This window comes from Ensifer sp. (genome assembly GCF_035999135.1).
Taxonomy (GTDB): Bacteria; Pseudomonadota; Alphaproteobacteria; order Rhizobiales; family Rhizobiaceae; genus Ensifer.
In genome coordinates, this window is record NZ_DASYGZ010000185.1 from 19,949 (window position 1) to 39,748 (window position 19,800).

At 58.9% G+C, this 19,800-nt stretch carries 22 protein-coding genes; 15 read left to right on the plus strand and 7 right to left on the minus strand.

Annotation, left to right across the window (positions count from 1 at the left end):
• Window positions 1-192 precede the first annotated feature (192 nt).
• On the plus strand, window positions 193-432 hold the full coding sequence (locus tag VGO12_RS24390; RefSeq protein WP_327515314.1) for a hypothetical protein: 240 nt from the start codon (window positions 193-195) through the stop codon (window positions 430-432).
• 38 nt (window positions 433-470) lie between these two features.
• Here the strand turns inward: VGO12_RS24390 and VGO12_RS24395 are convergent, their stop codons facing one another.
• Complete coding sequence (locus tag VGO12_RS24395; RefSeq protein WP_327515315.1) at window positions 471-734, minus strand: hypothetical protein; 264 nt, start codon at window positions 732-734, stop codon at window positions 471-473.
• 396 nt (window positions 735-1,130) lie between these two features.
• Between VGO12_RS24395 and VGO12_RS24400 the strand changes: the two genes are divergently transcribed.
• From VGO12_RS24400 to VGO12_RS24425, 6 genes are all read left to right on the plus strand, one after another.
• The gene (locus VGO12_RS24400) at window positions 1,131-2,141 is read left to right on the plus strand and encodes a L,D-transpeptidase (protein ID WP_327515316.1); all 1,011 of its coding nucleotides are present in this window, start codon (window positions 1,131-1,133) and stop codon (window positions 2,139-2,141) included.
• 139 nt (window positions 2,142-2,280) lie between these two features.
• Window positions 2,281-3,150: an alpha/beta hydrolase gene (locus VGO12_RS24405; protein ID WP_327515317.1), complete on the plus strand. Its 870-nt coding sequence runs from the start codon at window positions 2,281-2,283 to the stop codon at window positions 3,148-3,150.
• A 446-nt stretch (window positions 3,151-3,596) separates the two neighbouring features.
• The gene (locus VGO12_RS24410; protein ID WP_327515318.1) at window positions 3,597-3,917 is read left to right on the plus strand and encodes a PepSY domain-containing protein; all 321 of its coding nucleotides are present in this window, start codon (window positions 3,597-3,599) and stop codon (window positions 3,915-3,917) included.
• A gap of 20 nt (window positions 3,918-3,937) precedes the next feature.
• Window positions 3,938-4,543 carry a general stress protein gene (locus VGO12_RS24415; protein ID WP_327515319.1) on the plus strand — a complete coding sequence of 202 codons (606 nt, stop codon included), beginning with the start codon at window positions 3,938-3,940 and terminating at the stop codon, window positions 4,541-4,543.
• Between the two features lie 153 nt (window positions 4,544-4,696).
• On the plus strand, window positions 4,697-5,590 hold the full coding sequence (locus VGO12_RS24420; RefSeq protein WP_327515320.1) for a Ku protein: 894 nt from the start codon (window positions 4,697-4,699) through the stop codon (window positions 5,588-5,590).
• A gap of 15 nt (window positions 5,591-5,605) precedes the next feature.
• Window positions 5,606-6,418, plus strand: a complete 813-nt coding sequence (locus tag VGO12_RS24425; RefSeq protein WP_327515321.1) for a Ku protein — start codon at window positions 5,606-5,608, stop codon at window positions 6,416-6,418.
• A gap of 54 nt (window positions 6,419-6,472) precedes the next feature.
• Here VGO12_RS24425 and VGO12_RS24430 read toward each other — a convergent pair whose 3' ends face one another.
• The 4 genes from VGO12_RS24430 to VGO12_RS24445 all read right to left on the minus strand — a co-directional run bounded on the left by VGO12_RS24430 (window position 6,473) and on the right by VGO12_RS24445 (window position 11,470).
• On the minus strand, window positions 6,473-6,961 hold the full coding sequence (locus VGO12_RS24430; protein WP_327515322.1) for a DUF4334 domain-containing protein: 489 nt from the start codon (window positions 6,959-6,961) through the stop codon (window positions 6,473-6,475).
• Between the two features lie 7 nt (window positions 6,962-6,968).
• A complete protein-coding gene (locus VGO12_RS24435) occupies window positions 6,969-7,871 on the minus strand; it encodes a hypothetical protein (RefSeq protein ID WP_327515323.1) in 903 nt (300 codons plus the stop codon).
• An 8-nt stretch (window positions 7,872-7,879) separates the two neighbouring features.
• Complete coding sequence (gene ligD, locus VGO12_RS24440) at window positions 7,880-10,510, minus strand: DNA ligase D (protein ID WP_327515343.1); 2,631 nt, start codon at window positions 10,508-10,510, stop codon at window positions 7,880-7,882.
• 66 nt (window positions 10,511-10,576) lie between these two features.
• Entirely contained in the window at window positions 10,577-11,470 is an 894-nt protein-coding gene (locus VGO12_RS24445; RefSeq protein WP_327515324.1) for an SDR family oxidoreductase, read from the minus strand.
• A gap of 154 nt (window positions 11,471-11,624) precedes the next feature.
• On the opposite strand from VGO12_RS24445, the gene VGO12_RS24450 reads away from it, so the two are divergent.
• Entirely contained in the window at window positions 11,625-12,131 is a 507-nt protein-coding gene (locus tag VGO12_RS24450; RefSeq protein ID WP_327515325.1) for an NUDIX hydrolase, read from the plus strand.
• Between the two features lie 313 nt (window positions 12,132-12,444).
• Here the strand turns inward: VGO12_RS24450 and VGO12_RS32255 are convergent, their stop codons facing one another.
• Window positions 12,445-12,618 (minus strand): KGG domain-containing protein, encoded by a 174-nt coding sequence (locus VGO12_RS32255; protein ID WP_327515326.1) that lies wholly within the window; start codon window positions 12,616-12,618, stop codon window positions 12,445-12,447.
• On the opposite strand from VGO12_RS32255, the gene VGO12_RS24460 reads away from it, so the two are divergent.
• Complete coding sequence (locus tag VGO12_RS24460; protein ID WP_327515345.1) at window positions 12,617-13,375, plus strand: DUF6894 family protein; 759 nt, start codon at window positions 12,617-12,619, stop codon at window positions 13,373-13,375. The two genes, VGO12_RS32255 and VGO12_RS24460, sit on opposite strands and share 2 nt — an antisense overlap.
• Before the next feature lie 3 nt (window positions 13,376-13,378).
• Here the strand turns inward: VGO12_RS24460 and VGO12_RS24465 are convergent, their stop codons facing one another.
• On the minus strand, window positions 13,379-13,786 hold the full coding sequence (locus tag VGO12_RS24465; protein WP_327515344.1) for a low affinity iron permease family protein: 408 nt from the start codon (window positions 13,784-13,786) through the stop codon (window positions 13,379-13,381).
• A gap of 204 nt (window positions 13,787-13,990) precedes the next feature.
• Here VGO12_RS24465 and VGO12_RS24470 point away from each other — a divergent pair, with 204 nt between their 5' ends.
• The 6 genes from VGO12_RS24470 (at window position 13,991) to VGO12_RS24495 (ending at window position 19,780) form a co-directional block, all read left to right on the plus strand.
• Window positions 13,991-14,236 (plus strand): DUF982 domain-containing protein, encoded by a 246-nt coding sequence (locus tag VGO12_RS24470; RefSeq protein ID WP_327515327.1) that lies wholly within the window; start codon window positions 13,991-13,993, stop codon window positions 14,234-14,236.
• 156 nt (window positions 14,237-14,392) lie between these two features.
• Complete coding sequence (locus VGO12_RS24475; protein WP_327515328.1) at window positions 14,393-15,019, plus strand: MOSC domain-containing protein; 627 nt, start codon at window positions 14,393-14,395, stop codon at window positions 15,017-15,019.
• A 174-nt stretch (window positions 15,020-15,193) separates the two neighbouring features.
• Window positions 15,194-17,038, plus strand: coding sequence for a PAS domain S-box protein (locus VGO12_RS24480; RefSeq protein WP_327515329.1), 1,845 nt, complete (start codon window positions 15,194-15,196; stop codon window positions 17,036-17,038).
• Between the two features lie 147 nt (window positions 17,039-17,185).
• On the plus strand, window positions 17,186-18,493 hold the full coding sequence (locus VGO12_RS24485) for a hypothetical protein (RefSeq protein ID WP_327515330.1): 1,308 nt from the start codon (window positions 17,186-17,188) through the stop codon (window positions 18,491-18,493).
• On the plus strand, window positions 18,480-19,259 hold the full coding sequence (locus tag VGO12_RS24490; RefSeq protein WP_327515331.1) for an ATP-dependent Clp protease proteolytic subunit: 780 nt from the start codon (window positions 18,480-18,482) through the stop codon (window positions 19,257-19,259). Before VGO12_RS24485 ends, VGO12_RS24490 begins: the two co-directional genes overlap by 14 nt.
• Before the next feature lie 191 nt (window positions 19,260-19,450).
• Window positions 19,451-19,780, plus strand: coding sequence for a hypothetical protein (locus tag VGO12_RS24495; RefSeq protein WP_327515332.1), 330 nt, complete (start codon window positions 19,451-19,453; stop codon window positions 19,778-19,780).
• Window positions 19,781-19,800 lie beyond the last annotated feature (20 nt).

Consider the following 19,800-nt stretch of genomic DNA (forward strand, 5'->3'; position numbering starts at 1 on the left):
TTCAAAACTTGGGCTGTGGCGAGCAAAAGCTGTTGCCGCGTTGCCGGAACTGGCAAGAGATACAGCCTCGCCCAGAGGAGACGAACGGCGTCGTTCGGAACCATATCAATTGCCGCCCGTTTTTCGTCCTTTCCCTAAAGCGTCGATGTCTGCGCGAGGGATGTTTCCTTGGTTCAAAATCGAGTGGATCCGATGGCCGAAAAACTAGACGAACGCGGCGACCCGCAATCTGCAACGCACGATGCCAGAAGGACAACTTTCTCTGCGAGGGAAACCCGCCAGGCGGGTATGGGGACGCGTGTCTTTATGGTGTTGGCTGCAAGCCTGGCGTTGGTACTTCTTGGCTGGGGAGCGATCGAATTGACAGACCGCACCCACGAACAACCCGTTGCCATAGACCGCGTCGAGCAGGCGCCGCAGGTTCAACCCTAAGAGCGTGGCTGATCCGAAAAACTACGCCCTTGGTAGACCTAGGTCCGATCCACAAACTTGTTAAATCGGCTCAAGCCCCCGTCGGCGACCTTTTCCTGGTAGAGAAACGACAGCCTGTTGTGGTCGAATATCTGGAAAAACTCGACCCACGATATCGGCTCCAGATGCGCATCTCTCTCGCCGAAATCAATTCGCAGAATGCCACCGTCTGAAGCGCCCTTGGCCCTGGAAGGACGACCTTTGCGCGCCTCCACCCAACGTCTGATCTTGTCATGGTCGCGCGTTGTCTCGGCCTGGGTCATCAGCTTCCTCCTCCGGCATCGATTGGGATCCGGTTCGAACAATCAGAACCGTGTTTGGTTGCCCGAGGACCGCTTGAACCTGGAACCAACCGGTCGAGCGCGAGTTTGGCATTAGAACGAGAAAGGAGGCTCGCCAGATGAATTCGAGCGCGCCCAAACCAGACGACAAGGAACCTCCAACGCCGAAACCAAGCTGGGAACCGCCACCGATCGAAGAACCCGATCCAGACGAATTGCCCGACGAGAAACGAACGCCCAACCCGGACGAAGTTCGCACACCTCCTATCCACGCTGGTCGGGTGTCGATGGCTCGAGCCCGAGCACGTCTCAAGTCACGTCCCGGCGTCGTCGCGGTCCGACAGCCGAATGGGATCGATAAGGATGTAGGAGACGAAAATGAGCAACTGGATGCGAAGGAACGGTGTTGCTTCTGCTTCTCTTCTACTCTTCCTTTCTCAAGCACAGGCTCAAGCGATCAAGCCAGATGACATCAATAATGCCGTGATTGTGCCGGCGGCAGCAGACCGATCGACCATGCCGGCGGAAGCACCCGATCGAGATGCCGCGCGACACCCAGACCCCGCGATTGTCCGCCTGCAGGTGCTTCTCGATCGCGCGGGCGCATCGCCGGGTGTTATCGACGGGTTTGACGGCGAAAACGTCGGCAAAGCGATTTCGGCCTTCGAGGCAATGCAGGATTTGCCTGTAGACGGAAGGCTTGATCAAGGGGTAGCTGACCGGCTTTCCGACCAGCGGCCGGCGATAGAGCCCTATGTGATTTCCAAAGGGGACGTGGAAGATCTGGTCTCTTCAATCCCTAAAGACTTCGCAGAGCAGGCCAAGATGGGTCAGCTCGGTTACACAAGCATCACCGAAAAGCTCGCAGAGCGCTTTCATATGGATGCCGATCTTCTGTCAGAGCTCAATTCGCAGGCAAGGTTTGAGCCTGGCGAAACGATCTTCGTCGCAAACCCGGGCAGCCCCAAGCAGGGCTTGGTCAAGCGCATCGAGGCGCACAAGCGAACCCGGCAGCTGCTTGCATTTGCCGATGACGACACACTCGTTGCAGCCTATCCAGCGACCATCGGAAGCGAGGAAACACCTTCCCCTTCCGGCACGCAAAAGGTCAAAGGCGCCGCTCGCATGCCGCCATACACCTACAACCCCAAGATCAACTTTCGGCAGGGTGGCAACAAGAAAATCATGACCTTGCCCGGCGGTCCCAACAACCCGGTTGGAACTGTCTGGATCGATCTGACAAAGCCGACCTACGGTATTCACGGTACGCCGGAGCCATCCCTCATCGATAAATCCGGATCGCACGGATGCGTAAGGCTGACAAACTGGGACGCCGAGGAACTCGCCGGGATGGTCAAGCCTGGAGTCGTCGTCAAGTTTCTCGATTAGGAACCTGTCGGTCCGAACGGCGTCATCCGCATTAGCTTGCGACGACAAAGACGTGTCGTCCCGGGAACCGATGCTTGCGTTCCATCGTTTCGCCTCCTTCACTGCCACCGGCACGGGCAAACGAGCGCGAGGACTATCGATGGAAAACCTGGTTCGGCATCGCCATGTCGCAGTCGCCGGCGTCGATACATTTGTCCGCGAGGCTGGGCGATCCGATGCACCTGTGGTCCTGCTGCCGCACGGCTATCCCTGCTCGTCCTATGAGTTTCGCAATCTTATGCCCCGTCTTGCTGACCGTTGGAGGCTACTTGCGCCCGATTTCCCGGGCTCCGGCTACAGCGCGACCCCTGAGGATTTCGACTACAGCTTTGATGGCTACGCCGCGTGGCTCGAAGCTTTTGTCGACCTGATGAACGTCGACCAGTTTGTCCTTTTCCTGCACGATTTCGGTTCGCCGATCGGAGCAAGATTGGCCATTCGAAACCCTGAGCGCATCTTGGGGCTGATCATCCAGAACGGCGACATTCCCTATGAAGACGCGCTCGGACCAAAGTATGCGGATATCGAGGCGCTTTGGTCATTGCCTCCAGCCGAGATGAAGCGACAATTGGCGAGTTCTGTGAGCGAAGAGGGGTTCCGCGAAGAATTTCTGAACGATCTTCCAACGGAGCTCGCCAATGCTATCCCACCGGATTTGTGGCAGCTACACTGGTCGCTTGTCACGCCGCGACGCAAGGAGATCGCGATCAATCTGATCGCCGGGCTGAAGGAAAACAGGCTCTGGTTCCCTGAGCATCGCAAGTACCTTCGCACCTACCGGCCCCCAACTGTGATCGTATGGGGACCGAACGACCATTACATGCCGGAAACGTCAGCGCGAGCCTATCTTCGGGATCTGCCGCATGCCGAGCTTCACTTGCTTCAGGGAGGGCATTGGCTGCTCGAAACCCATCTTGACGAGGTCGTCGAACTGCTTGCTCGTTTCCTTGCGCGTGTTCACTCGGCGTGATCGAAGCGTTAATAGGAACGTGTCCTTCTCTTTCCGGGCAGAGAAGCCGCCGTTGTCATTGCATGGATCGAATGGGTCGGTGGCTACGAGGGCACATCCATCATGCGAAGAAGCCACCGTTTTCGGTCGACTCGGTGGCGCCCCGCTTCAGCCTCACTGATGGCCAAAAGCAGCACTCGCTCGACTTCGGCATCTGCCGCATCGTGATCCGGAAAATGCAGCCTTGCTGAAGCGCGCAGAACTGCAACGAGCTTGCGCTGATGGTTTCCAACTGCGTCTCTCATACACATGAAACGGTCCGGACTTCAGGTGGTTCCGCACCTATTCCATCTGCCCCCGCAGCAAGAGATTTCGGCGAGCGCTTGAAACGACAAGTCTCAGGAACAAAAGAATATTAGCTGAGTTTGATCAGTGCCTGAGATGGGCTGAGAACAAGGATATGGACGATGAAGAAGCTTTTGCTCGCCGCGGCATTCCTCGGCGGTTCGACAATTGTTGCGCTCTCACAGACGGCGACGCCCCCCGCGAGCACGGATGGCGACACACCCGCCGTCGCCACGCCCGATACGACCAACCCCACCGCGCCGGTTGCCGGCTCCAATAGCTTTACCGAAGAGCAGGCCAAGGATCGCCTTGGGAAGGCCGGCTATAGCGAGGTCACCGGCCTGAAGCTCGACGAGACGGGCGTCTGGCGCGCCACTGCAATGAAGGACGGGAAGTCGGTCGCAGTCGCACTCGACTACCAGGGCAGCATCGTTGCCAACTAACGCGCTCAAGGAGATCCCTTATGAAAACCGTTACCGGACTATTCGACAATTATTCCGACGCCCGCGCGGCAGTCAGTGCTCTTGAAGATCTAGGCGTGCCATCGGACGATATCAGCATCGTTTCCAATAACGTTGGCGACCGCTATGGGACCGCAAACGAAAGCAACGCCGCTGAGGGTGCAGGTACGGGCGCGGGTGTTGGCGCGGCGATCGGTGGCGTCGGCGGGCTGTTGACGGGCCTCGGCGTCATGGCCATTCCGGGTGTCGGACCCGTGGTGGCTGCCGGTTGGCTCGCCGCCACGGCAGCAGGTGCAGCTGCAGGGGCAGTCGCGGGTGGTGCCGCCGGCGGTATCATCGGCGCGATGACGGAATCGGGTGTCCCGGAAGAACATGCCCATGTCTATGCCGAAGGTGTGCGCCGCGGCGGCGCCGTCGTCACCGCCCGCGTCGATAACGCCCTCTACGTGGATGCGGAAGCCATTCTGCGCCGGGGCAGCTGGGTCGACCCCGACCAACGCCGCGCCTCCTATGGCGAACAGGGTTGGACACGCTTCGATGAAACGCTCAATCCCTATACGGCCGACGAGGTGGAGAAGGAGCGTATTCGCCTGCAAAGCCTGCGCTAAGCAATCGCCTGACTGAAATTCGGCCCCGCTCGGGGCCGAATTAACTTTGCACGCCGACGAACACGCCGAGTGCCGAGCGCGCTTCATCGCACCTGACATGGAACGTTTGCCAGCCGACCGTGTTGAAGAACAAGACCAGGTCAGGAGGTCGTCATGGTTTCTCCAAGAGCCAACTGGAAAGGCTACATCAAGTTCGGCGAGGTGACCTGCCCGGTCGCCCTTTATACGGCAGCCTCTTCGTCAGAACGCGTCAGTTTTCATACGCTCAATCGAAAAACGGGCAATCGGGTAAAGCGTGAGTTCGTGGACAGTGAGACCGGAGATGTCGTCGAGGCGGACGACCAGGTGAAGGGCTACGAGGTCGAGGGTGGGCGCTACGTCGTGCTTGAACCCGAGGTCGTTGCTGCAGTAGTCCCGGAGAGTGACAAAACCCTCAACATCGAAGCCTTTGTCCCCTGCGCGCAGATCGATGCGATCTATCTCGACAAGCCCTACTACCTGGCGCCGGACAAGATGGGTGGCGAGACCTTTGCGCTGCTTCGCGACGGCATGGAGAAGGCAAAGGTTGCCGCAATCGCCAGGACAGTTCTCTTTCGCCGTATGCGCACTGTGCTTATCCGCCCCCACGGAAAAGGCCTGATCGCTGCGACCTTGAATTTCGACTATGAGGTCCGGTCCTCGATCGAGGCGTTCGAAGAGCTTCCCGACCTCAAGATCGAGGGAGAAATGCTTGAACTCGCTGAGCACATCATTCGCACCAAAAAGGGCAGCTTTGACCCCAGCGCTTTCGACGATCGCTACGAGGCAGCCGTTGCCGAACTGGTGACGGCGAAAAGCGAGGGCCGCTCGCTTCCAAAGAAGAAGACGCCTGTTGCATCCAAACCGGGTGACTTGCTGAAGGCGCTGCGCGAAAGCGCTGATCTATCCTCGGCCAAGCCGAAGTCCAAGCGCAAGGCAGCCAACGCGAATACCGGCGCCTCCAAGCGCAAGCCAACAAAGGCGTCTGCAACGGGCAAGCGGGCCGACCCGTCGCGCCGCGCGAGTTGAAGAGGAGGCTGACCCATGGCCGTTCGCCCCTACTGGAAAGGCTATCTGAAACTCTCGCTCGTAACCTGCCCTGTTCAGATGATGCCTGCCACGACAGACAACGAGAAGATCCGGTTTCACACACTCAATCGGAAGACCGAGAACCGCGTCGTCAGCCAGTTCGTTGACGCAATAACCGGAAAGGACGTCAAAGAGGAAGACGAGGTCAAGGGATATCAGCGCGGTGAAGACGACTACGTCATTCTCGAGGACGAGGAACTGGAGAACGTCGCACTCGACACGACCAAAACCATCGATATCTCGACCTTCACGCCGCGTGACAGCATCGAGTGGATCTGGCTTGAGACTCCATACTACCTCTCTCCCAATGAACCGGTTGGAGAGGAGGCCTTTTCGGTGATCCGCGATGCGATGGAGGCCCAGAAGATGGTCGGAATTTCGCGGCTGGTCATTTCGCGTCGTGAGCGCGCCGTCATGCTTGAACCCCGTGGCAAGGGCATCGTGCTTTGGACGTTGCGATATGGCGACGAGGTTCGCAACGAAGATCTGTATTTGACGGCGGCGAATGACGAGAAAGCCGATCCGGACATGATGCCACTCGTGCAGCGCCTAATCAAAAAGCTGACGAAGGACTGGAGCCCTCAGATGGTCGCCGATCCGGTTCAGGAGCGTTTGGCGGATATCATCGCCGCCAAGAAGAAGGGCTTGAAGAAGCCAGCAAAGTCAAAGGCCGGAATCTCGGGCGCGCCATCGGAACCGAGCAATGTCATCAGCATCATGGACGCTCTCAAGAAATCGGTCGCGGCCGAAAAGCGTGGGCGCAAATGACTGTATGGGCTTCGGCCCGGGCACCGGAGACCAGCGGTACGAACACTCGCCCTGTCAGTTTATGCGCGTCAGCTCGAAGGCGTAGACCCTTTCGTCATCGCGTATGATCATTAATCCCATGATCCTGTTTTCATCGATCTTGCGAAAATGGTCGATGATCGGCTGATCGTCATAGACCATGGCTGCACTGGCCACACCATCCAAAGTCAGAGTCTTAAGCGATGCCACAGGGCCTTTGGCTTGAAAGGCGCGCTGGAGCCGCCAAAACAGCTGCCGGGCAATCCGCGTGCGACCAAATCGATGACACCGAAGGGCGAGCCCAAGCGGCACCCACTTTGGATCGATCGCCCTCAGCCTTCCTGGCCCCGCACAAAAGAGCAAGGCATCCGCCCTCAGATCCGAACCAAAGCGTTTGCCGAACCAGCCAAGGTTCTCGAGCACGCCGTCGAACGGGTGCCCGGTTGCAATACATTTGCCGCGCCAGAGCCCGACCAACTCGCGCGGAGTGATCGGCCGCAACTGGTGGAACCGCTCAAGTGCCACTTGCCGGCTATCCACCGGCGCTGCTCTTTTCGCTTCTGCGCTTGTTGGCGTTGAGTTTCGAGCGAGCCGCCCGACGCGCGACGCGCAATTCCTCGATCGTCGGAAACCACCAGCCCCGCTTGAGTCCGGCCGCCATGGGCGGCGCCTTCGCGGGCCACGTCGCGATCAGTTCCTCGAGCGACCCCGGGCTCCACGTTGCCCAAATGTAACCCTCAGCGTCCTTGGTTGGAAAATAGAAGGCGTTGATCGTCTTCGCATCCGCAAATTCGCCATCCGAGCCATTGAAGAAAACCACTCCCCAATGGGTCGAGATCGCGCTTTCGAACGGCGGCAGATCATCCACGGGGATGGGATACCGCTTGCGTCTTCTTTCGCTGGCGCGCGCCTTTGATGCTTTCTCCTCCCTCGTCCCTTTGAGCGCCTCCATCCGCTCTTTCCTTGCCTCCGGCTCGCTGCGTTTGGCTGCAGATTCGATCGCTCGCCAGCGTTGCCGAAGTTCAGAAAGAGCACGATAGGGGACCGTCCAAAGACGGCGATCGGGGTCCCATCGCGCAAACGGTATTTCGCGGATGTCGTTGACGACGGATTTGGAATAGGGCGTGCGGATCTCCAGGGCCAAAGGTCCGGCCTCAAGATATGGGCTTTCGATCGGCTCAAACGCAAAGGAGTCGCGCCCCTTGTCGTCGGCAAAATGGTCCTGCTCCGCCTCCATCTTTGCAAGCCAGCGGTTGATGCGGCGCTCGGCAGTCCGACCCGGCACGAACCAGGCCTTCAGGCGGTCACTCCAGCGCGCACGCGGAAATGTCTCGCGAAATCGTTCGACGGTGACCCGATCATGTGGAAGGTCGGTCGATGCACCGATCGGCGCATTCTCCAAGTTCTTGGTCTTGATATCGTCTTCGGATTTCATCACGGGAATCACGCGGCTGCCCGCGCCTTTACGAGTCTCTGGATTGCCTGTTCCAGCGACCGCTCGCTGTCGCCGTAATCTTCCCAAGCAGTGCTCTTTTCAATGAGCGCCGGCACCGTACGGACGGTAAAACGCGTCGGGTCGAGGTCTGCCTTCACCTGCGGCCAGTTCAACGGCATCGAAACCGTGGCGCCTGCTCTTGCGCGCGGCGACAATGGCGCAACGGCTGTCGCCATGCGGTCGTTGCGTAGATAGTCGAGAAAGATGCGACCTTTCCGCAGGCTTTTCGACATCTTGATCAGGTAAAGGTCCGGACTGTCCATAGCCATCTGCTCGCAGACGTCGTGCGCAAAGCCTTTTGCCTCAGCCCAAGTCAGCGACTTGCGATTACGAACCGAAAGTGGCGTCACGACGTGAAGCCCCTTGCCTCCCGTCGTCTTGCAGAACCCGACAAGCCCGAAATCATGCAGCCGGTCGCGCATTTCCCTTGCCGCCGAAACGACCGCGGAAAATGGCACATCGGGTCCGGGGTCCAGATCGAAGACCAGGCGCCCGGGAACTTCGGGATGGCCGGGTTCACAGTTCCAGGGATGAAGTTCAAGGCCGCCAATCTGTGCTACCGCGATCAATCCTTCAACGCGATCGATCTGAAGGTACGGCTTCTTGTCACCAAAAACTTCGATAAGCTCGAGAAGGTTCGAGGTTCCGGGCATCGCGTGGCGCTGGAAGAACGTCTCCCCGGCTATTCCGTCCGGGGCTCGGATGATGGAGCAGGGCCTGCCTCTAACATGAGGAATAAGCCAGGAACCAACCGCCTCGTAGTATCGAGCAAGGTCCTCCTTCGTCACGGGATGGCGATCTGCAGCGTCCGGCCAAAGCGGTTTGTCCGGGCTGGAGAGGAGGACGCCCAAGATTTCTGTCTTCTGCCCTTTCCGGGTCGACGCCACCTTCGGCTTTGGGCTGGGCCTATGCGTACTTTGAGGCGGAGCCGATCTTTCTGCCTCCACTTCGCCAGCGGGCTTGTCTTCACGAAGACCCTTGAACGCAGCCTGCCGCACAAGCCCGTCGGCCGTCCACCCGGCGAACTCAATTTCCGCAACCAGGTCCGGTTTCAGCCAGACGACATCATTGCCGCCCTTCGGTGCGCCGATGCCCGTGAAATGGGATCGCGCGACTTCCTTTTCCTTCAGCTTGGGAAGCAGGTTCGAAACCTTGCTTGCCCCAAATCCAGTTCCAACTCGACCGACATACACAAAATGATCTCCTCGGTAGACGCCGACGAGCAGAGACCGGAAGCGACCGTTGGTCCTGGCGTATCCGCCGATCACCACCTCGTGGCCCGCCCGGCATTTGGATTTGACCCAGGTCTCTCCCCGCCCCGACTGATAAGGTGCGTCCGTCTGCTTCGATACGATCCCCTCCAGGGAGAGCTTGCAGGCGGAGCGAAGCACAGCATCGCCGCCTGTCTCGAAATGCTCGACAAAGCGAAGGCGAGGATTTTCCCCCTTTTCATCGAGCAATGTCTTAAGGCGTTGCTTCCGATCGACCAGTCGATCTCCTCGCAAATCCTCATTGCCATCGAATAGTACGTCGAAGGCGAAATAGACGAGGTTGCCCGTCTTTGCCTCGGACAGTGCCGCCTGGAGGGCGGAGAAGTCCGGTGCACCGTGCTCATCGAGCGCGCAGATTTCGCCGTCGATGATGCACTCGGGCAAGGCGGCCGCAGCCTTGGCGATCTCGGGGTATTTGGCCGTCCAATCAAGGCCCTTTCGCGTTTTCAGCGTCGCCACGCCATTAGAGACGCGCAGCTGGATGCGGTAGCCATCGAACTTGATCTCGTGCAGCCACTTGTCGCCGGGCGGCGGGCGCTCGACTGTCTGGCAAAGTTGAGGTGCAATAAATTCGGGGAGAGCGCCTTTCGCCGGCGTCTTGACCCGCGCGCGCGGCTTCTTCTTGCGCTCGGCTGCCGCCAATTCTTGGTGACTGTCCCAGACGGCGTCCGCCTCGACCGCAGCATTGGCCATCATGAAGGCGCTCGGTTTGCGTCCTTTGCCGTTGGCGATCTCATCCATCTTTCGGCCGGAAGCGACCGAGGTTGCGTGCTCCTCCAGTAATTTTGCGCCGTTTCCCTTGACCGAAAAATCGTCACGGTGCTTGATCAGCAACCAGTTCGCCCGGCTACCGCCGTGGCGGTCGTTGCGCATCCGAACGAGCACGAAGCTGCCCTTCAGGCGCTTTCCTTCCAGCGAGAATTTGAAATCACCGTTCTTCAGGGCCTCTTCCGGGCTCTTATCCCCTTCGAACTCCCAATGACCTCGATCCCACAGCATGACCGTTCCGCCGCCATATTGGCCTTTGGGGATCGTTCCTTCAAAGTCGCCATAGTCTAGCGGGTGATCCTCGACCTCGATCGCGAGGCGCTTGTCGTGCGGATCGAGGGAGGGTCCCTTGGCAACCGCCCACGACTTGAAGACGCCGTCCAGTTCAAGCCTCAGATCATAGTGCAGTCGGCTCGCGTCGTGCTTCTGGATGACGAAGCGCCGCTGATTTGACGACGCGACCCCTCGTTCACCGCTCGGTTCGCGCGTTTGGCGGAAATCGCGCTTGTCCCTGTAGACCGACAATTTGTCTTTCGTCATCGGCATGACCTCACATCCTGTTAGGGACCGGTAGGCGCCTCCATAGCTGCGCCGGCCGTTTTCGCATCAGTCGACGCCTTTTCCGCCTGTGGCGCCGTAAACCTCGCCGTTGATGAAGCTTGCTTCCTGCGATGCGAGAAAGACGAAGATTGGCGCCAGCTCGACCGGTTGACCGGGCCGGCCGAAGTCGCTGTCCTTACCGAAATTTTCGACCTTCTCGTCCGGCTGACCGCCGCTCGGCTGCAGGACCGTCCAGAAGGGGCCCGGAGCGACGACGTTGGCCCGCACACCTTTTTCGATCAGTTGCTTGGCCAGCGCCTTGGTATAGGCGACGATGCCGGCTTTGGTCGTGGCGTAGTCGAGGAGGATCGGGGACGGCTGGTACGCCTGGATGGAAGCGGTGGTGATGACGGAGGCGCCGGGCGGCAGGTGCGGTCCGGCTGCCTGTGCGATCCAGTGAAGCGCGTAGAGATTGGTCTTCAACGTGGCATCGAAATCCTGCGACGTCACGAGCGATACGTCTTTTCGAAACTGTTGACGAGCAGCATTGATCACGAGGATATCGATGCCGCCAAACTCCGAAAGCGTGCGCGCGACCAACTCGCGACACCAGCTCTCCTCCTTTATGTCGCCAGGAAGCGCCAGGGTCTTTCGTCCCTCCTTCTCGATCAGTTCGAGAACCTCTTTCGCATCCGGCTCCTCGTCGGGGAGATAGGAAATGGCAACATCAGCCCCCTCACGTGCAAACGCTATCGCCGCAGCCCGTCCGATCCCTGAGTCGCCACCGGTGATCAGGGCCTTGCGTCCTTTCAGGCGACCGGCACCTTTGTAGGACTGCTCGCCGTGATCAGGCTTTGGATGCATCTTGCCAACAAGACCTGGCATCGATTGCGGCTGTGGGTCGAATGGCGGTGCGGGATATTGCGTTCGGGGATCTTGCATGGTCAGGCGATCGGTCATCGGACAATCCTCATATGGCGACTACCTCCTAAACTCGTCGATCGGACTGGGGTTCCGGCCGGGCTCGACGGGCTCGCTGTGAGACCCGCTCATCAGCGGGCGGTTACGGAATACGGAACCAAACTGCCTGCCTCGCCGTTCCCGTCTGAGGCGAATGGCGCGTTCAACTGCAACAACGGAGATTTCAGGCCATGACTTGCTGCACAGGGTTTTTGCCGACGTGCAGCTGATGCTTCGCCGTCCGCCGCGACTGCAGTACGCGGCATTGTGCTACAGGCATCTTCCCGGCCATACTCTCGAAATCCTTCTGATAACGAGCCGCGACACCGGCCGCTGGGTCATTCCGAAAGGTTGGCCCATGAAAGGAAAACGCGCTTACGAGGTTGCAGCACGTGAGGCCTTTGAGGAGGCAGGGGTAAAAGGAACGTGCCAAAGGACTGCCCTTGGCCACTACGCCTACCGAAAACGCCTGGACACGGGCGTCCGGATTTCCTGCAGAGTGCAGATTCACGCGCTTGAAGTGTCTCGCCTTGTCAGAAACTTTCCGGAGAAAGACGAGCGAAAGCTCGTCTGGTTCGACTATCGTGAAGCGGCACGGCGCGTGGCTGAACCCTCGCTTAGAGAACAAATCTTACGCTTCGCACGTTCGTCATTCCGATGACGGGATCGTTACGAATGCTTCGATCATTTCGAGTGCGAGCGGGACCGCTCCTCACCTCACAGCGTCGGTCGCAGGCCGGATGGGTAGGGAGCTCGACTGCCATTTTCGTTGGCCAAAAGGAGAAAGCGGAAAAATCCTGATGTTCTCCATCTCCATCGTGTCCGCTTGACACGGCCTGCGACCTCATAAGGGAATTCCGCTGCACTCAAAACGTTCCTCAGGCCCTGGTTTTCGGTTGTCTGGGAGTGGCCATGCACCCGCTGAATCAAAGCGGACACTGAGAGTTGACGCGCCCCGGTGCCCGCTTGAACATTCAGGCCTTGCCGCCCTTTCGGCCGGCCTCCGCGGCCTTCTGTTTATCGTCCTTGAAGCTTCCTTTTGAACCTTCCGAAGACTTGGACGACTTTCCCGCGGGTCTGGCAGACTGTCCGGCTTTTGCGCTTCCGGCTGACTTTTGACCGTTTTGGTCGCGAGCTTGATTGGGCATGTATCGGCTCCTTCGTTTCCTGAATTCTCGCTGGATGCGAGACCTGCCCAAACCGTCCACGCCGTCGAGTGTTCCGCAATCGAAGCGTTGTTTGATCTTCCGTTTCGGTCGCAACAAAGCCGACCATCCCGTCGCTTGGGAACAACGAGGCTCCATCGCGATTGATGTATCTGAACTCACTTTGTCGAGTTCAGGAGGCAAGGCCGAGTGGCCGCGGTCAAACCCGAAGGAGCTGTTCGACATGGAGGTAGTTGGCGTTCACGTCGCACGCGCAGTCGCCCAGAGCGGAGAGACTGTTATCCGCGTGGTTTTCGATGGGAAAGATGGCGCCTCAGTCATCGTCGACCTGGCAAACATCGTCCATCCGGAAGATGATCCGAAGGCGATTGAGCGGGCGAAAAATGTCCTCATAGAGACCGCGAGGTACAAGACTGCGCTCAACGACTACGACGCGCAGAGCAACGGCAATTTCGACGAGATCTCCATTGCCGCGATCAGCGACGGAAATGAGGATCAGATGTACATATACGAGTACCGCGATGGCGAGGGCAGCACACAAACTCCCCCGTCGAGGATGCCGAGTCTTAAAGCGGCGCGAGAAGAGGCGCTTCGCTCAGCGGTAGATCTCTTGGGCGACCTGACGGAGAGCGGAGAGGTCGCGTCAGGCTGGCTCGTTCGCGTGCGAGGCGAAGGGGGAGAATTTCTCTTCGCCATAGACGCGGATGAAGCGGAGGCGGCGCGCCGATCTGGCAAATGACCACTATGTCCGGCCAGCAACAGGGCCCGATTGGTCTTGGAGGCTCTGTCCCGAACCCTCTGCCGCTTTGTCGAGGGCCTTGATCAGGGATTTCAGTTCTTGTTCGTCCAGCTTCTCGATGCCGACGTACTCGTTTCGGGCTTTCGACGCCAGGATGAGCTCGTCGAGCTTTGCCTGCATCGCCTTCCCATCGCGATTTTGAGAGTTCTGGAGGACGAACACCATCAGAAAGGTAATGATCGTCGTGCCTGTGTTGATGACGAGTTCCCACGTGTCACTGAAGCCAAAAAACGGGCCGGCAATGGCCCACAGAAGAACGACGACGACGGCAGCCACGAATGTGCTCGGCTTGCCGGAAAGATCTGCAACGGACGTGGCAAATCTGGAAAAGAAGTGGCGGTTATCCGACATGTTCTCCTCGCCGATGGCAAGGGCGGCGCGTTCAACCCCACAGTTGGGCGACGGGCGCATCACCTGTTCCTTATAACCCCCAAGGACCATTCAAGTTCCGAACGTCGAACACGTGGGCCTACCCCGATCGCCCACGTTCACACGGGCGACATTTGGGAACGATCGGACCCGCCCCTCGTTATCTCAACCACAAAGGAAGGGTCGATGTTAGAAACCTGGAACGAATGCGTCATCATCCAGCTCCCTGCGCTTGACGGGGTTCAGATTGTTTGGACACCCGCTCAAGCGGCGAATTTGCTGAGCGACTGCTGGCCCGTGCATCACGGGGTTGCCTATACAGAAGCGCTCAACAAATGCACCGATGCAATGCTTGGCGTTTACCCGTGGGAAACGGCCAGGGACGCTTTCACCAAGGCTATTTCGGAAGGCCAGGTCACGAAACTGCGGTGAGATTGACTCCAGATGATGAGGTGAGGCCATGTCTCGAGCGCATCGAAATATCAGCCGTACGATCCTTTTGGATACTGTTCTGGCGGCATTGGCGATCATAACCGTTGCTGCAATGGTCGCGCTGCTTTAGCGCGAAACCAAAAAGGATTGGGAAGAATGAGGCTGCTGGCTGTTTGCGTGGGAAAGCCTCAGGTACGCCTCGGCAAGAAGACGCCGACAGGCATCAACAAACATCCTGTCATGAGCGAGGTTGCGGTAGGGCCCGAGGGGCTTGAAGGTGATACCATCTGTAATCGCAAACATCATGGCGGACCCGAACAGGCGGTGTGTGTGGAAGGCAACATCACCCGCCTTTGGTGGGAAGACGCCTTCGGCCAAGACATCAGCCACGGGGCGTTTGGGGAAAACCTCTGCATCGACGGGCTGGACAATCGGAGCGTCGCGGTGGGAGACCGTTTCTTAATCGGAAACGTCATCCTTGAGGCGACGGCGCCGAGAATGCCGTGCCGCATCTTGAGCGAGCGGCTGGGCGACCCTGCCTTCGCGAAGAGATATCTGGCAGCCGGCCGTCCCGGATTCTACTGTCGCGTCATAAAAAGCGGTGTCATCGCTGCGGGCCATCCGGTTGCACATGAGCGGTTCGATGGGGTTCGAATCCTGTTGTCCGAGATGATGCAGCATCATGGCAAGAAGGCGTCACCTGATCTCATTCAGCGCTACCTGGAGGTGCCGGTGCACGCCAGGGTACGAGCGTCCCTGGCCCAGGGATCTATCAAATTCTAGTTCAGGCCGACACTTCGATCGCAGGGCGCCTGAGTAGCCTTTTTCGCCAGTTTGTAGCCTCGACGAAGCGTCGATGCCAAAGCCTCGCGCTGCAACCTCGCCCGCCCAAACAATTCGCTATTGACGCAGATTTCTCAAAGGGTTGAAGTATGTTTGCCGCCCTTATGAGGAGATATGAAACTGGAGAGCATCGACACCACCGCTGCGTCCAATCAGATGGCCCGTTTGATCGAGGCACATGACTGGGAGGGCAGTCCTCTTGGCCCTGTCAAAGACTGGCCGCCATGCCTCCAAGCCGCCGTCAACATCATGTTGCCGGCCCAGGCCCAGATCGTCTTGTTCTGGGGTAAAGAGTTCATCGCTCTTTATAACGACGCCTATGCTCCGACGATTGGGGACAAGCATCCGCGCGCGCTAGGGCGCCCGGCACACGAGAACTGGGGCGAGCTCTGGAGCGATCTCGAACCACTTCTTCGACGCGTTCTTGACGGTGGCGAAACAGTCGTGGCGAAGGACCGGCCTTTTTACATCGAACGACATGGTTATCCAGAAACCGTCTATTTCGACATCTCCTATTCGCCCGTGCGCGATGAGAGCAAAGCCGTGCGTGGCGTTTTCTGCATCGTCAACGAAACCACCGAGCGCGTGAGGTCCGATAACGCCTTGCAGGCGAGTGAAGCGCAATTGCGTGCGATCTTTTCGCAGTCGGCTGCCGGCATCGCCCAAACCGACCTCGAAGGCCGCTTCCTCCTTGTTAACAGTCGCTTCTGCGACATCGTCGGCTATAGCGAAGCCGAGCTGCTGACGATGCGGATTCACGACATCACGTTTCCCGAAGACATGGCGGAAAGCGCCCGTCTGTTTGAGGAAATGACGCAGAACGGCAACAGCTTTGAAATGGAAAAGCGCTACGTGCGAAAGGACGGAGGGCTCGTATGGGTAACGAACTCTGTTTCCGTGCTGCGCGATAAACAGGGCGGTTTTCAGCGGGCTGCCGCCGTCATCGTCGACGTCACCGAACGCAAGCGGGCACAGGAAGTCGAACGGCGCCTCGCGGCTATCATCGCCTCGTCCAACGATGCAATTCTTGGCATCGATCTTAAGATGAAGGTCACGAGCTGGAACGGAGGCGCCGAGCGACTCTATGGATACCTGGCAGAGGAGATTGTCGGACGCTCTGTGATGACGCTTGTGCCGGAGGATCGTATTGACGAAGAGCCTGCGATCTTGCGCCAGGTGAGCGCCGGCCTGAAGGTCGAACCCTATGAGACCAAAAGACTTCACAAGGATGGTCGAACTGTCGATGTGCTCTTGTCGGTGTCGCCGATCTATGACGCTTATGGCAGCATTGTTGGAGCCTCGAAGCTCGCTCACGACATAACGGCTCGCAAGGAGACTGAACGCCTTCAAACCGTCCTCGTCGGCGAGCTCAATCATCGCGTGAAGAACCTGTTTGCAACGGTCCTTGCGATCGCTCGCCAAACGCTGGGCGCCAGCGTGACTAACCCATCTGAACTGCAAGGGTTTGAAGCGCGGATCGTTTCGATGGCGCGAGCGCACGACCTCCTTATGCGGGGAACCTGGGAAGAGGCCGAGTTGCGCGCGGTTATAGATCAGTCGCTCGCCCCGTTCCCGCCTGAGCGATTTGAAATTTCAGGGCCGAAGGTCCATCTGTCGCCACGCGTGGTCATATCTGTATCACTTGCACTCCATGAACTGGCGACAAATGCCGCCAAGTACGGTGCCCTCTCGACAGCTGAAGGAAGGGTCTCGATCGCGTGGTCACTTCATGAGGATGCGCCAGCGCGACTGACTTTGCGCTGGTCGGAATCCGGCGGTCCAGCGGTCAAGGAGCCGTCACGTACCGGCTTTGGTTCACGTCTCATCAAGACGCTCTTGGCGGCCGAGTTGAACGGAAAGGTCAAGATCACCTATCGCCCTGAAGGCGTGGTATGCGAAGTCGATGCCAACCTGCAAAGCGGATGGAACCATGCGGAAAGCGCCGATGGTGAAGGGTAACGGGACGTCCTGCGCAAGCCTTGCGTAAGTGTGAACCGCGATCACAACTGCCCAAAATCCCCAAGCGCATCGCCGGATGCCGGCCTTTATTCCGCCCGGTTCGTGCGTCTCATTTAAGGAATACATTCCTCTCGTGGAGACTTGCCCATGGCGACCGGTGCATCCCAGCGTTTGCACGACGGGGTCGCTGCCGTCGAGACGATGACGCGGTTTGCGGTGGCGGTTCTTGCGCTCGCCTCGGGCGTATACACCTATCTCGGCGTGCGCAGCATCCTGGATGGCTCGCCGACGGCGGTTTTCTTTGCAGCGATCATCTACTCGGCTTCCGTCTCCGTCGGCATCTACGCATTCTGGTCCTATATGGCCCGGTTCTACCCGCATATCACCACCCATACGGGGCGCGCATCCATGCTCGGCGTCATGGCGCTTGGTGCGGCCATGATCATGGCCATGTCGAGTTGGCTGAACGCCGCGGCCTTGGCCGGTTCTGCAGCGCTCGAACAGCATCTCGCAGAAACCGTCGAGGACTATACCGCCGACCTTGACCAGGCGCACCAGAACGCGCTGGCGGCCCAAAGCCTGCTGCCCGATATCCAGCGCGCTTCCGAACGGTTCGCGCAACTTGCCCTTTCGGAACAACAATCGGGCGCTCTGACCGGCACGACAGGGTCAGGAAGCGTCGTACAATTGTTGTCGCAGATGTCAGCGCAGATGAAAGATCTCGAAAGCGGGATCAACGCGTCGCGCGAGCAGGTGACAACCTTGTTCAATCAAGGGCAAAAGCGGCTGGAGACCATGCGCACCCTGGTCTCGGCACCTGGCGCGATCGAGCCGCGCGCCGATCAGTTCTCCTCGGAAGTTGTTGCGCTCACAGGTGTTATCGCATCCCTCGGGCAGACGTCGATTGCCCCTTCGATCCGGCGCGCGGCCGACGACCTTTCGCTTGGCTTCATAGCCCCTGTGGCCGACGGTGGCGACGCAGACCTAGTCAATCGGCAGGACAGGGTCATGGCAACCGTGCGGGCGTCCGTTGCGGCCCAGTCGAAGGTGCTTTCCGAAGCTGCCGACGAGATCCTCGCGCGCACACCGGTGACGGAACGCCGGTTCGTGCCGCTCTCATCTGCCGAAGCGGTGCTGCGCTATGCCGCCGACTTTATCCCGGCCTGGGCCGGCGCCATTTCCATCGATCTTTTGCCGGGCGTCTTGGTCTTCATTCTCGCCGTCGTGCATGGCGCCATCCGCAAACAGGAGGAGCGAATGCCCTTTGCGGAGCGCATTACGGCAGCCGAGCTGTTGCAGGCATTGGAAGTTCAGCGCGCCTTGACGAAACACGGGGTCGAGCTCGCAGAAGTCGTTGCGGAATTGGAACCGGAGAAACGACCAGAGGAGCAAAACAATATCACCAGTCTCGATCCACGAACGCGACCAAAGGATCGATCGAATGAAGATCGATGAAGCGATCGGCCGCCTGAAGCGCTTGGAGGACGGCGCCTTGATGCGCGCCGCGTTTATGTCGTTGTTGTCGTTGACGGCGATATTTCTTCTGATCGACGTTCATGAGATCGCAACGAAGAGCCAGCCGCCAATAGCCGACCCATCTCGCGCGCCGCCTTTCCTGCCGCCCGCGGGAACAACTATGGATCCAAACAGGCCGACGGCAACCCCGGCAAGCCCGATCGAAGACCTGACGAAGGCTATGACGTTCAATCTTGGCCCCGGCGGCTCCATGCTTGCCGAAGGTACGATCGACTTAGGGGCAGCTTTGCGATTTGCTCGAGAGATCGAACAACGCGGCGAATACGTCAGAACCGTTGCGCTCAATTCACCGGGCGGCTCGGTCGACGACGCTCTAGCGATCTCCAAACTCATCCGAGAAAAGCGGCTGAATACGAAGGTGGCGTCGAGAGCGCTTTGCGCGTCCTCTTGCCCTCTTATCCTTTCGGGCGGTGTCGAGCGCTTTGCGGAAACGGATGCGGTGGTTGGCGTGCACCAGCTATTCAGTGGCACCGATGACCGACCGACAGCAGAGGAAGCAATGGCATCGGCCCAATCCGCCACTGCCCGGGTCGCGCGCCATCTCGATGCGATGGGAATTGCTGCCGGACTCTGGTTGCACGCTTTGGAGACGCCATCGGATCATCTTTACTATTTGACGGTGCAAGAAATGGCCGACTTTCGGCTTACGACAAAAGCCGCGGCGAGCACTAAGAAAAAGAACTGAGCCAACCCAGCGTCCGAGAGTTCTTCGTTCGGGGGCGCCAATGATGCGCGCTTCGTTCGAACCTTCCGCGGCCGAAACACAAACCCCTTCCCGTTTCGATAAATTGAGCACGCTCGATGCGGTTCGACGCCGTGAACGTGGAACAACGGTCCATCCTTCTCGGTTGAAGTGAACCAGAGGAGGCACAAGCCATGACGGATCAGATACACGATGAAATTGTTGATGAAGCACCACAGTTCACCGACGTGACAGGTGACGACCACCAAGCGACGTCGGAAAGCGCTAAGCTCCAAAGCTACCGACTGACTCGAGATGCGCAATTAGAGGCACTGCGGGCGGATGTGATGCGGCTTCGCGCGGAACTGGCCGCCATCGCGGCCGGGAGTTCAAGGCTGGCGGCCCTGGAAACAAATGTCGCAATCGAGACCGTGGAAAACAAGATCCGACGTCACGTCATTCCGACCGTCGTTGTAGCCGGCATAGTGGGGTACCTGTGGACCGCGTTCGTGCGACCCCGTTGAGCCTATAACGCGAGGGGAAT

What these genes read in the sequence shown, in the direction of transcription:
- VGO12_RS24390 (WP_327515314.1), top strand. Translation starts at nt 193, where the DNA reads ATGGCCGAAAAACTAGACGAACGCGGCGACCCGCAATCTGCAACGCAC.
- VGO12_RS24490 (WP_327515331.1), top strand. Translation starts at nt 18,480, where the DNA reads ATGAAGATCGATGAAGCGATCGGCCGCCTGAAGCGCTTGGAGGACGGC.
- VGO12_RS24400 (WP_327515316.1), top strand. Translation starts at nt 1,131, where the DNA reads ATGAGCAACTGGATGCGAAGGAACGGTGTTGCTTCTGCTTCTCTTCTA.
- VGO12_RS24485 (WP_327515330.1), top strand. Translation starts at nt 17,186, where the DNA reads ATGGCGACCGGTGCATCCCAGCGTTTGCACGACGGGGTCGCTGCCGTC.
- VGO12_RS24410 (WP_327515318.1), top strand. Translation starts at nt 3,597, where the DNA reads ATGAAGAAGCTTTTGCTCGCCGCGGCATTCCTCGGCGGTTCGACAATT.
- VGO12_RS24435 (WP_327515323.1), bottom strand. Translation starts at nt 7,871, where the DNA reads ATGAAATCCGAAGACGATATCAAGACCAAGAACTTGGAGAATGCGCCG.
- VGO12_RS24465 (WP_327515344.1), bottom strand. Translation starts at nt 13,786, where the DNA reads ATGTCGGATAACCGCCACTTCTTTTCCAGATTTGCCACGTCCGTTGCA.
- VGO12_RS32255 (WP_327515326.1), bottom strand. Translation starts at nt 12,618, where the DNA reads ATGCCCAATCAAGCTCGCGACCAAAACGGTCAAAAGTCAGCCGGAAGC.
- VGO12_RS24415 (WP_327515319.1), top strand. Translation starts at nt 3,938, where the DNA reads ATGAAAACCGTTACCGGACTATTCGACAATTATTCCGACGCCCGCGCG.
- VGO12_RS24450 (WP_327515325.1), top strand. Translation starts at nt 11,625, where the DNA reads ATGGCGCGTTCAACTGCAACAACGGAGATTTCAGGCCATGACTTGCTG.
- VGO12_RS24475 (WP_327515328.1), top strand. Translation starts at nt 14,393, where the DNA reads ATGAGGCTGCTGGCTGTTTGCGTGGGAAAGCCTCAGGTACGCCTCGGC.
- VGO12_RS24480 (WP_327515329.1), top strand. Translation starts at nt 15,194, where the DNA reads ATGAAACTGGAGAGCATCGACACCACCGCTGCGTCCAATCAGATGGCC.
- VGO12_RS24445 (WP_327515324.1), bottom strand. Translation starts at nt 11,470, where the DNA reads ATGACCGATCGCCTGACCATGCAAGATCCCCGAACGCAATATCCCGCA.
- VGO12_RS24405 (WP_327515317.1), top strand. Translation starts at nt 2,281, where the DNA reads ATGGAAAACCTGGTTCGGCATCGCCATGTCGCAGTCGCCGGCGTCGAT.
- VGO12_RS24425 (WP_327515321.1), top strand. Translation starts at nt 5,606, where the DNA reads ATGGCCGTTCGCCCCTACTGGAAAGGCTATCTGAAACTCTCGCTCGTA.
- ligD (WP_327515343.1), bottom strand. Translation starts at nt 10,510, where the DNA reads ATGACGAAAGACAAATTGTCGGTCTACAGGGACAAGCGCGATTTCCGC.
- VGO12_RS24460 (WP_327515345.1), top strand. Translation starts at nt 12,617, where the DNA reads ATGTATCGGCTCCTTCGTTTCCTGAATTCTCGCTGGATGCGAGACCTG.
- VGO12_RS24420 (WP_327515320.1), top strand. Translation starts at nt 4,697, where the DNA reads ATGGTTTCTCCAAGAGCCAACTGGAAAGGCTACATCAAGTTCGGCGAG.
- VGO12_RS24395 (WP_327515315.1), bottom strand. Translation starts at nt 734, where the DNA reads ATGACCCAGGCCGAGACAACGCGCGACCATGACAAGATCAGACGTTGG.
- VGO12_RS24495 (WP_327515332.1), top strand. Translation starts at nt 19,451, where the DNA reads ATGACGGATCAGATACACGATGAAATTGTTGATGAAGCACCACAGTTC.
- VGO12_RS24470 (WP_327515327.1), top strand. Translation starts at nt 13,991, where the DNA reads ATGTTAGAAACCTGGAACGAATGCGTCATCATCCAGCTCCCTGCGCTT.